The following is a 10,174-nucleotide window of genomic DNA, read 5'->3' on the forward strand; positions in this document are numbered from 1 at the left end:
ATCCTACTTGAATATATTGCTACGTCCGTTCGAGATTCAAAAGGTATAAAAGGTGTCTGTACCTCTTCTTTTCTTACATCTTAGTACTCCCCACGAACACTAAGTATGTATGATATTTTTTCAATGAACTTTTAATCATTAATTGCACCACTAAAATACATCACTTTTTTCAGGTCTAAAATGACCTAGGTCAGTTTAAGCGTTTTTTTTAGATTAAATAAATTCAGAATAATACTATACTATCATTTTGTACATGGCGAACTATAAATAGGCTTATAAGTAGTTTTTTAACCAGTAAAGGCTCCTTAGTAGAATACACTCTTCCCTTAAGCTATATTATATAGCCATCTATCAGCACTCGAATATCTTTTGATTCTAGGTTTTCGGAACGCTCTAAGACCTTTATAATTTGCTCCGGTATTGTTGGCGACTCTCGTTACATTCATAAGATTTTGTATGGTATTTTTGGCTGCTTTCCACTGATAGTAGGGCAACCTCGACCGAGAAATAAATATATATTCAATAACTACCATTTTTTAGGTACAGGTTTTCGTGAAGACAAAAACCCCCTGATTAATCTATTATAGGCATTAAGATTAACTAACCAAGGAATCTTATAAAATGACACTAACTAGTCTCCATCATTATTTTTTTATTTTTAAGAAAGTTGCTACTGATTTATATCATTTTGTACTTCAGCATAAGTTTGCATTTTTGGGATATGCTACAAACCTAACAAAGGAAAATACGGTTAAGCACAAGAAAAAGCGACATAAGTTTCCTGTGTTCATCATAAGTACAGATACTTTTTAATTTCATCTGTAATAGCTTACAAAACAGTTTTTTAAATTGATATAAAATTACATATTATGAAAACGACAACTTCAAATCCAAAAACAGCATTATTATTAGGAGCAGCCCTTGATGTACTGCACCAGGAAAGTAAGGAGTGGCTAGAAACAATTGCTTTTTGGAAAGACGAAACTAAATTTTTTGCCGATTTGCTTAATAAAAATAAAGAACAGGCATCTGAATATGGAAAAATGCTAAAGAATTTAGACAAGATTCATGAAAATCTTTTTGATTATTTGGAAGACGATATTATGGAGCATGAGAAGCTACTATCTCGTTTATATAAAGATGAAAAAGGACTTTCTGACTGGGACTACCGTGAAAAACATCGTAGTCTTGGAGAACGAATAAATTTATTCACTAATGATTTTAGGGAATTTAAAAAAATGGTTTTTGGATACGCCAAGAAATTCTAAGAAACAAATTTAAGAACCTAAAAACTATGGATATGGAAATAACAATTTTTACAAATTATTATAGACCTGTAGATAGTATTGCTAATTTTATGGATTTCTATTATAGTCTTCGCATGAAATATTTGGCCAGTGATTTACTGGACCAAGGTCTTACGCCTAGACAGATTTCAGATGCAGTGGTAAGAGCCATTAATGTAGGTAAATCTTCAGGAATGGATATTGCAAAAAACTTTAGACCCATTTTTAGTGGTTTTCATAAGGAAATCATCAGTGACTGCAAACTGTCTCATTTGGCCTATGGTTTGGTGCTAATGAATGCGGATATTGAACTTTCGGTAGTTGGCGATTTTCAGGTAAGTGTATTACAGCAATTTTTGATAAATTACCCATGATTTTAAATATTGATTTATAAACCTATTGGGTAATAATCCCAGCCAAACACAAAGGAATATTTCTTAACCTCCTTTATTTTTTATCAAAAATTTATTTACCAAAGAATAGTCCATACGCTAACCAGTATTCTGCTTTTGGATATTGAAGCGATAGCTCCTCCCAGTAGGTATGCCACTTAATCCGGGAGTAAACTACCTCGGGGTAAGCCCACGAGGCATTCGTAGGAAAACAACCTTGAAATTTCGAGGCAAGCCCGAGCATTTAAATCTCGATTATCGAGTAAATACAGAAAGGAATGAACAGATAGAGCTTATAAATTATCCATGTTACATCAATTTTAATTCACTTGTAGTCGCCAGTTTTGTTATAGTTGGTTTTGTTGTTCTATCAGGGTAAAAACGTAATTAAATATAGGAAAATAGGGCTGACCTAAATCATTTTGTTTTAGCTATCGATTTTATTCCTTTATATCTTTAAAATATAGCGCTATGGTACAGAAAAAATTATGGATTTTGCTATTAGTATTGATGTTTTCTTTGGACAGTTGCGGCCCTGTAGTCATAACCTCAAGGGTAAATAACACCCCGCCACCATGGTTCTATCCCAATCGGTTAGAAGTTGTTCGCTATGTCTATTTTCCCGAATTCAGTATCTATTATGACCTTTCGGAACGGACCTATCTGTATTTGGATAGTGGGATGTGGGTGAGAAGAAGTGCATTGCCACCCCAGTATCGAAATGTCGATTTAAGACGTTCTCGGTACGAGCGTATCCGCAATTATAATGATGACAGTATTAGACGCTATCACGATGAAAACAATCTGAATAGGGGAAGGAGTAATCGGACTGTTAAGAAGAGTAGAAGCGGGAATTAATAATCTGGCTATGATGCATATTTTTTTTTGATATTGTCTTGTTGGTTAATGACATGGTCACCCCCTTTATTTTATACGATAAAGACTCTTTCCTGTGCATCCTCCTGTGAAATGGATGACGATTGAAGTGCCTCCCAAATTTTTGATAGCCTTAGAAACGTTGATTCCGCCACCGCTTGGATAATAGACAGGTTGGGTGCACCGTAATTTACGGTTTGCTACCAGGCTTGATATTGTTGTGTTTTTATGAACGACCAGATTTATGGTAAGCGCGATAATCTTATTCATCTAGATATGCGATATGGAATTTAGTTTCCTGTATCGGCTGTAGGAGGCTCCAAAAGCTGAAAAAATTGATCTAACTCGGGCAAGATGATGATTTCTGTTCTACGATTGATCGCTCTTCCTTTACTGGTTTCATTGGATTCCTTTGGAATATATTCGGATCGCCCTCCAGCAGTGAGTCTTTCCGGTTGAACACCAAATTTGGTCTGCATCAATCGAACGATAGAAGTGGCCCTCTTGGCACTCAAATCCCAATTGTCAGTCATACATTCCGTCAGAATAGGAACGTTGTCCGTATGGCCTTCGACTAAAATATCAAGTTCTTTATGATCGTTTACAATTTTGGATATTTTACCAATTACCTCTTCCGCTCGATTACTGATTTTAAAGCTACCTGATTTGAATAACATGCGATCTGATATGGAGACGTAAACGACCCCTTTCTTTACCTCGATGTTGATATCCTCGTCCTCGAAAACATCCAAAGATCTTTTGAGGTTCATGACCAAAACCAAATTAATCGAATCTTTTCGTTGCATTGATGTGGTTAGGTCCTTGATGTATTTATTCTGCTCGTTCAATGCTTCTAACGATTTTTTGATACTCTCCGCACCAGACTTGCTCACTATGGAAAGATCAGATAGTCGAGCCAACAAATCGGTATTCGTGCTTTTGAAGTAATCTATCTGCTGTTCCAATGATTTGGTTCTATTTTTCTCGTTTGCCAAATCGCCTTCAATTACGGTGCGTTGGTTTTCGCTAGTTCTTAGATTTGTTTCACAAAGACTTGCCCTGTCTTGCGCTGAAGTGTATTTTTTTTGACTAACACAAGAACCCAATAACACTAAAAGAGTTATACTGATTATGATAGGATTTTTCATTTTTCTATTTTATTTATTTTTGGTCTTTGGACCAGTTATTTCAATTACAAAGAAATGAACAAACCGTTCTATTATAAATGATATAGGTCATTGAAAACCTTTATTATGACTCCCTTTTCTTACCTGTAATATCATCGATTTTAATACGGAATACCAATGGCGTTTTTCCCTTTTCAATCTTGGCAGAAAATTCACTTATGAATTGAGTGTTTTTTTTAGGTGTCTTATTTATGATGGTTTTTATACCATCTGAAAATAGCCTAAGCATATGTTTTGCGTTAATACCTGAAAGTTCTTCAAAAGTACCGTGGACCAAGACCGATTGCCAATTGGCTACCGAGTTAATCTCATCAACACATAGGGATACCAATGGATTTTTTCGCATAGCATCTATTTTATGACCTTCTGATGAGTAACTGGTAATCGTATGGGTAGCCTCATCGTAGTAATAAGTAATGGGTACTACATGAGGGAAGGAGCCAGAGAGATATCCTAAATGACCTATATAGTTGTTAGTCAAAAGCTCAACACCTTCTTTTTGGTTTAAATTTCTTCTCATGGCCTGTTTCTTGTGATTTTCTCAAAACTAATTCTTGCACAGGGCATCGCATATGACATAGGTCAGTTACGAGAAATAGAAAATTGGTTACACCATTTAAAACCCGAGGACTGATACAGATCATTTTAGTTAACTCGATTTCACCTTATTATAATAGAATTGTTAATATATAAAGTATAAAAAACATGTCAGTACTAAAAGTCATAGAAATTATGGGTAACTCAACACAAAGTTTTGAGGATGCTGTTCAGAATGTAATCAAGGAAGCATCCAAGTCTGTTAAGAACATTAAGTCCGTCTATATAAAAGACATGCAGGTAACCGTAAGCAATAATAAAATTGCACAATACCGTGTGACTACCAAGGTAAGTTTTGGTATTGCATCACTGGCGTAAATTATAAGAATAGGGATTATTTTTCTTTAAAATTTTCTTTGGAAAAGAATATAAATAAACAATTTAAAAACAAAGATTATGGACACTCACACATTGCCCGATGAGACGGGCAGTAAACACAGGATGCCATTGGCTATAATTCCACCTCGTACGGATATACAAATTACGGTAGTCGCAAATTCGCTAGAAAATATTTTCAAAAAAAGTCTGCGGGGTATGGCACACGAATTGAAAAAAGGGGGCTGCAGCGCATCAAGCCAGTCAGATTATACCATAAAGGTATATGCTAGCGCAAAGGGTTATAAAGGATTATTAGTAGATTTTTTGACTAAAGTTCTGGCATTGACCCATGCGCAGCATACTATTTTTTGTGCCATGTACATTGAAGAACTCACGGAACATAGATTGGTTGCCCAGCTTTATGGTAAGTGGTTCGATAACTTCGACAATAAAATAAAAGCCGTTGTTGAACAAGGTTTTAAGGTAGAAAAAAAGGAAGACAGATATTATATGGGTTCACTAGTATTTGGTATTTAAGGGTTTAAACAACCGTTACTCTTTTTTGTTCATTTCTTCCAAGTATTGAATAGCCTCTTGATCGGTCACTTGAGGGAAATTCGTATAAAATTGTCCGACGGACTTAAAGTCCCTAGGTGTTTTTATACAAACTATTTTCTTTACCTCTGGTACTTTTTCTAAAGTACGAATAGCTGATAACGATGCTACAGGTACGGCCACAATTATTTGTTTTGCTTTTTGTTGAAGTAATAATGGTACTGTAGCTAAAATTGTATTCCCAGTAGCCATGCCGTCATCGATGATGATTGCTGTTTTTCCGCTTAAACTATATTCGGGTCTATTCTTATGATATTGTTGATGCCGCTCTTTTAACTTTTTGCGAATGGCGGTAGTTTCTTCTTCAATATAGCTTTTGGTTACCCCAATGGCGTTGGTGAGAATACGATTTTCTAGATTCACCGCACCTATTGCATATTCCCTGTTATACGGATGTCCTATTTTTTTGGAAAGAACAACATCTAACGGTGCGTTCAATTCTTTTGCTACAATTACGCCTAACGGCAAACCTCCGCGGGGTATGGCTAATACCACAACATCTTCTTTCTTAAAGTGTCGTAATCTTTTGGCTAATTGAATACCGGCATCGATTCTATCCTTAAATATATCTGTATTTTGCATTTAGTCTTCTTTTATTAATCTTAATGCGTATATATCTTTTTCTGGTTCGTGTGTACTAATTGTTACTATTGAAATGAGCAATGTAAAATAAAGCAGTAGTGTTCTCATTATATTTGCTATGAAGCCTAAAGTAATTAAAAACCAGCGTGTTGTGAAATGATTTGCATCAGGTAAGGTGTAATTTTTAATGTAATATTTAGGTGTATGACTTTCCTCATATTCTTAGAATATAAATTTGCTTAATTTGAACATAGGTAATTGAAAATTTTATGCGCTATTTAGTTATTACAGTCTTTTATCTTCTACTATATTCCTGTGGAGAACAACAGGAAAAAATCCTTCCACAAAAAACACGGCTGACAGAATCAGTATATGCTTCGGCGACCATTCAGCCAGACAGCCTATATCAAGTATATGCAGCCGTAGGGGGAATTTTAGACCGTAATTTGGTGGAGGAGGGCGATGTGGTACAAAAGGGAGTGTCTTTACTACAGATTATCAACAAGGCACCTAAACTCAATACCGAAAATGCAAAATTAGCCTTGCAGCTGGCACGTGAAAATTATAGTGGAAATTCTGCAATATTGAAAAGCCTGGAAGACGAGATACAAGCGGCATCCTTAACCTTTAAAAATGATTCAGTCAACTTTTTTCGGCAGAAGCGGCTATGGGAACAACAGATAGGTTCCAAGGTAGAATTCGATAACCGTAAGTTAGCCTATGAACTTTCTCGAAATAATTTGAATCTTCTCAAAAGCAGATACGCACGAACAAAAAATGAATTACAGACTCAAGTACAGCAGGCACGTAACAATTATGAATACTCCCAAATCAACACTAAAGATTTTACCGTGGCTAGTAAAATCAATGGAAAGGTGTATGCACTTCTGAAAGAACCGGGAGAAATCGTGAGTACCATGGAACCTTTGGCAGCGGTAGGAAGCGCTTCTGTTTTTTTAATTGAAATGCTTGTCGATGAAGTAGATATAGTAAAACTCGTAGTTGGCCAAAAGGCTCTAGTTACCTTAGATGCCTATCCATCGGAAGTCTTTACTGCACAAGTCGCTAAAATCTATCCTCGTAAAGATGAACGTTCACAGACCTTTACTATCGAGGCGATTTTTAACAAGCCACCGAAAACCTTATACCCAGGTTTGGCTGGGGAAGGAAATATCATTATCGCCGAAAAGGAAAACGTTCTTACTATTCCCAAAACATATTTATTTAAGGGGAACAAAGTACGTACTGCTAATGGTGTTGAGGAAGTTATTGTAGGCCTTCAAAATTTAGATATTGTAGAAATATTGGAGGGTATTGACGAACATACAGAACTTTTAAAACCCGAAGAATGATTAATTGGAAGGTTATACTGAACATTGCCAAGACCCATTTGATGACCAAGATGAAGTCTACAGTAACGGCTGCTCTTGGAGTAACTTTTGGTATAGGTGCTTACATCACCTTGGTAAGCTTTATGACTGGGCTTAATGAAATGTTAGACAGTCTGATTTTAAATCAAACGCCCCATATACATTTATATAACGAAATTAAACCTACCGAGCAGCAACCTATATCGCTGTATGATGAATTTAAAAATTCGGTACATATTGTGCATTCCATAAAACCAAAGCAGAGCCAAAAGAAAATACATAATGCGCTACCTATTTTAAATTATTTAAAAAATAATAAAAAAGTAAAAGGCGCCACTCCGCAGCTCCGTACACAAATTTTTTACCTGTCAGGTTCTATTGAATTGGGCGGAAATCTGGTAGGGATAGATATTATGGAGGAAACCAGGATTTCCAATATGCGTGACTATATTATTGGAGGAAGCCCTGAGGCTCTTAAAAATGCAGAAAACGGTATACTTTTGGGTTCTGGCCTAGCCGCTAAGATGTCTTTAACAGTAGGGGATAGGGTACAGATAAGTACGGTTCGAGGAGACGTCTTTCCATTAAAAATAGTGGGTATCTATCAAAGTGGCATTGCGGATATTGATAATATTCAAAGTTTTGCAAATCTAAAGACCGTACAGCGTATTTTGGGCGAGGCACAGAATTACATTACAGATATTAATATAAAACTCTTTGCTATCGAAAAGGCACCGACCATAGCACAAAATCTAGCTAGTCAGTTTAAGGTTACTGCAACGGATATAAATCAGGCCAATGCTCAATTCGAAACAGGTTCCAACATTAGAAATTTGATTACCTATGCGGTGTCTATAACCTTATTAATTGTAGCCGGATTCGGAATATACAATATTCTAAACATGCTCATTTATGAAAAAATGAAGGACATCGCTATTCTCAAAGCAACTGGATTTTCGGGTCGTGACGTACAATTGATTTTTATGAGCCAAGCGATGATAATCGGTGCAATTGGGGGAATTCTCGGTTTGATTATTGGGTATGGACTTTCAAGACTCATAGATAATGTCGCTTTCGAGACAGAAGCCCTGCCAACAATCACCACTTATCCTATTAGTTATAATATAGCCTATTACGTTATTGGAATTACGTTTGCGCTGCTGTCCACTTTTGTTGCTGGTTGGTTACCCTCGAACAAAGCAAAGCGAATAGACCCCGTTCGTATTATTCGTGGAACATAAAGAAAAAGCAATGAAACTAGTTCTCGAAACCAAAAACATCAACAAACATTTTCGCAAACCGAACGATTTTCATGTGCTCAAGGATATTTCGTTTAGAATAAAGAAAGGAGAATTTACTTCCATTATGGGAAAATCGGGTTCGGGAAAATCTACTTTACTGTATATACTTTCCACCATGGATACCGATTATACGGGCGAGTTGTATCTTAATGGTCAACTGGTAACGGGAAAACCCCATGAAGAACTTTCAACCATCCGTAATAAACATATTGGTTTTGTGTTCCAATTTCATTATTTGCTTTCAGAGTTCAGCGTACTGGAAAACGTGATGCTTCCCGCAAAAAAACTGGCAGAAAAATCCCATGTAGAGATTGAATATGGTGCGATGGAAAAGCTTGAAATGTTGCATATTGGGCATTTGGCCAATCAACGTGCGTCCAGAATTTCAGGTGGCGAAAAACAGAGGGTCGCCATAGCACGTGCCTTGATTAACAATCCATCTATATTGATGTGCGACGAGCCAACTGGAAATTTGGATAGCCACAATTCGGAAAATGTATTTAATATATTCAAACGTTTGAAGGAAGAAGAAGGCCTATCGCTCTTGGTCGTAACTCATGACGAGGATTTCGCCAAACGTACCGATCGAATTATTCAGATGGAAGATGGGCGGATTATAAGCTAGTCTTTAAACGCCATATCGTTGCCAAATACACGAATACATTTCTTATTCTCGAAATAACCTAGGGCAATAGCATGTTTATGGATTAAACTCTTCTATACATCATAAATTTCATAATTGGCGTAAATAATATGGGATAGATTGTGAATCCTCTCTAATCTTGTTTCCAAATCATAGGGAGAAACCAAAGGGTAGGTGTCAGGGTTTTTAAAAATTGCCATATAGGCCTCATCCAAAATTTTTCTTGCTTATGATTTTAATCATTTTCATTCCTATGCCTGGAGACTACATTTATAATCGAAAACCGTAAATGAATGCCATGAACGATAAACATGCTATATCATCTTCTCTATATCCTGATTTAGATGTAGATGTCGGGAGTATCGTGATGATTTGAAAGAGTTCTTAAAGCATCATTTGCGAACACATAAAATTGAAGTGTTATGAAAGGTTTTAAAAAAATTTTGTTTGTATTTTTTGGCGTAATGGTCGCCTTTTTCTTATTTCTTCTTTGGTATCAAAATCGGTACTCCATGGATGTTGCCGTACCTTATGCCATTAATGAGGCCAACTTTGAAAACAAGCTGTTGATTGCTACGCAAGGGAGTGACTTTAAAGATGAAGTAACTAGTAGAATCGTGAGTCATTTTAAGTCAGATTCCATTTATATTCAAGTTATCGATGTTGAAGAATTGCATGGCATTAATCCAAAAGACTTCGATGCTCTTGTAATTATCCACACTTGGGAGAACTGGAAACCACCAGTTTCCGTGAAATCATTCATAAATAGAACCAAAATAGATAAGGATAAAATAGTTGTGCTCACAACCTCTGGAGAAGGTTCTTATAAAATGGATGATGTTGATGCAATTGTGGGGGAATCTATATTGGACGAAGCACCTGTTGTTACAGTCAAAATTATTGAACGATTGAATAGTTTATTATCTACTAAAGACAATTGATTTAAAAATTCAAAATCAAAAAATGGAAGTTAAGAAAAGTTAGAATTTTCGATGCGGAAGAGGACC

The 10,174-nt window shown here is 36.1% G+C and carries 11 protein-coding genes; 8 read left to right on the plus strand and 3 right to left on the minus strand.

From position 1 onward, the window contains the following. Positions 1-869: 869 nt before the first annotated feature. Positions 870-1,268, plus strand: coding sequence for a hypothetical protein (locus QZZ51_RS14700; protein ID WP_291871004.1), 399 nt, complete (start codon positions 870-872; stop codon positions 1,266-1,268). 32 nt (positions 1,269-1,300) lie between these two features. Then, on the plus strand, positions 1,301-1,660 hold the full coding sequence (locus QZZ51_RS14705) for a hypothetical protein (RefSeq protein ID WP_291871006.1): 360 nt from the start codon (positions 1,301-1,303) through the stop codon (positions 1,658-1,660). Positions 1,661-2,844: 1,184 nt separating this feature from the next. Here the strand turns inward: QZZ51_RS14705 and QZZ51_RS14710 are convergent. After that, the gene (locus QZZ51_RS14710) at positions 2,845-3,702 is read right to left on the minus strand and encodes an OmpA family protein (RefSeq protein ID WP_291871007.1); all 858 of its coding nucleotides are present in this window, start codon (positions 3,700-3,702) and stop codon (positions 2,845-2,847) included. 103 nt (positions 3,703-3,805) lie between these two features. Beyond that, the gene (locus tag QZZ51_RS14715; RefSeq protein ID WP_291871009.1) at positions 3,806-4,261 is read right to left on the minus strand and encodes a pyridoxamine 5'-phosphate oxidase family protein; all 456 of its coding nucleotides are present in this window, start codon (positions 4,259-4,261) and stop codon (positions 3,806-3,808) included. A gap of 185 nt (positions 4,262-4,446) precedes the next feature. Between QZZ51_RS14715 and QZZ51_RS14720 the strand changes: the two genes are divergently transcribed. Both QZZ51_RS14720 and QZZ51_RS14725 read left to right on the plus strand, forming a co-directional pair. Beyond that, positions 4,447-4,656 (plus strand): dodecin family protein, encoded by a 210-nt coding sequence (locus QZZ51_RS14720; RefSeq protein ID WP_291871011.1) that lies wholly within the window; start codon positions 4,447-4,449, stop codon positions 4,654-4,656. Positions 4,657-4,779: 123 nt separating this feature from the next. Continuing rightward, positions 4,780-5,193 carry an archease gene (locus tag QZZ51_RS14725; RefSeq protein ID WP_291871024.1) on the plus strand — a complete coding sequence of 138 codons (414 nt, stop codon included), beginning with the start codon at positions 4,780-4,782 and terminating at the stop codon, positions 5,191-5,193. 15 nt (positions 5,194-5,208) lie between these two features. On the opposite strand, the gene QZZ51_RS14730 is transcribed toward QZZ51_RS14725, so the two are convergent. Next, a complete protein-coding gene (locus QZZ51_RS14730) occupies positions 5,209-5,853 on the minus strand; it encodes a phosphoribosyltransferase family protein (protein ID WP_291871013.1) in 645 nt (214 codons plus the stop codon). A 269-nt stretch (positions 5,854-6,122) separates the two neighbouring features. Between QZZ51_RS14730 and QZZ51_RS14735 the strand changes: the two genes are divergently transcribed. From QZZ51_RS14735 to QZZ51_RS14750, 4 genes are all read left to right on the plus strand, one after another. Further along, a complete protein-coding gene (locus QZZ51_RS14735) occupies positions 6,123-7,205 on the plus strand; it encodes an efflux RND transporter periplasmic adaptor subunit (protein ID WP_291871015.1) in 1,083 nt (360 codons plus the stop codon). Beyond that, positions 7,202-8,464 (plus strand): FtsX-like permease family protein, encoded by a 1,263-nt coding sequence (locus QZZ51_RS14740; RefSeq protein WP_291871017.1) that lies wholly within the window; start codon positions 7,202-7,204, stop codon positions 8,462-8,464. Before QZZ51_RS14735 ends, QZZ51_RS14740 begins: the two co-directional genes overlap by 4 nt. A gap of 10 nt (positions 8,465-8,474) precedes the next feature. Then, entirely contained in the window at positions 8,475-9,149 is a 675-nt protein-coding gene (locus QZZ51_RS14745; RefSeq protein ID WP_291871020.1) for an ABC transporter ATP-binding protein, read from the plus strand. A gap of 440 nt (positions 9,150-9,589) precedes the next feature. Beyond that, on the plus strand, positions 9,590-10,108 hold the full coding sequence (locus QZZ51_RS14750) for a hypothetical protein (RefSeq protein WP_291871022.1): 519 nt from the start codon (positions 9,590-9,592) through the stop codon (positions 10,106-10,108). Positions 10,109-10,174 lie beyond the last annotated feature (66 nt).

Source organism: Maribacter sp., from assembly GCF_016744255.1.
Lineage (GTDB): Bacteria > Bacteroidota > Bacteroidia > Flavobacteriales > Flavobacteriaceae > Maribacter_B.

What these genes read in the sequence shown, in the direction of transcription:
- QZZ51_RS14720 (WP_291871011.1), top strand. Translation starts at nt 4,447, where the DNA reads ATGTCAGTACTAAAAGTCATAGAAATTATGGGTAACTCAACACAAAGT.
- QZZ51_RS14740 (WP_291871017.1), top strand. Translation starts at nt 7,202, where the DNA reads ATGATTAATTGGAAGGTTATACTGAACATTGCCAAGACCCATTTGATG.
- QZZ51_RS14745 (WP_291871020.1), top strand. Translation starts at nt 8,475, where the DNA reads ATGAAACTAGTTCTCGAAACCAAAAACATCAACAAACATTTTCGCAAA.
- QZZ51_RS14710 (WP_291871007.1), bottom strand. Translation starts at nt 3,702, where the DNA reads ATGAAAAATCCTATCATAATCAGTATAACTCTTTTAGTGTTATTGGGT.
- QZZ51_RS14700 (WP_291871004.1), top strand. Translation starts at nt 870, where the DNA reads ATGAAAACGACAACTTCAAATCCAAAAACAGCATTATTATTAGGAGCA.
- QZZ51_RS14705 (WP_291871006.1), top strand. Translation starts at nt 1,301, where the DNA reads ATGGAAATAACAATTTTTACAAATTATTATAGACCTGTAGATAGTATT.
- QZZ51_RS14725 (WP_291871024.1), top strand. Translation starts at nt 4,780, where the DNA reads ATGCCATTGGCTATAATTCCACCTCGTACGGATATACAAATTACGGTA.
- QZZ51_RS14715 (WP_291871009.1), bottom strand. Translation starts at nt 4,261, where the DNA reads ATGAGAAGAAATTTAAACCAAAAAGAAGGTGTTGAGCTTTTGACTAAC.
- QZZ51_RS14750 (WP_291871022.1), top strand. Translation starts at nt 9,590, where the DNA reads ATGAAAGGTTTTAAAAAAATTTTGTTTGTATTTTTTGGCGTAATGGTC.
- QZZ51_RS14730 (WP_291871013.1), bottom strand. Translation starts at nt 5,853, where the DNA reads ATGCAAAATACAGATATATTTAAGGATAGAATCGATGCCGGTATTCAA.
- QZZ51_RS14735 (WP_291871015.1), top strand. Translation starts at nt 6,123, where the DNA reads ATGCGCTATTTAGTTATTACAGTCTTTTATCTTCTACTATATTCCTGT.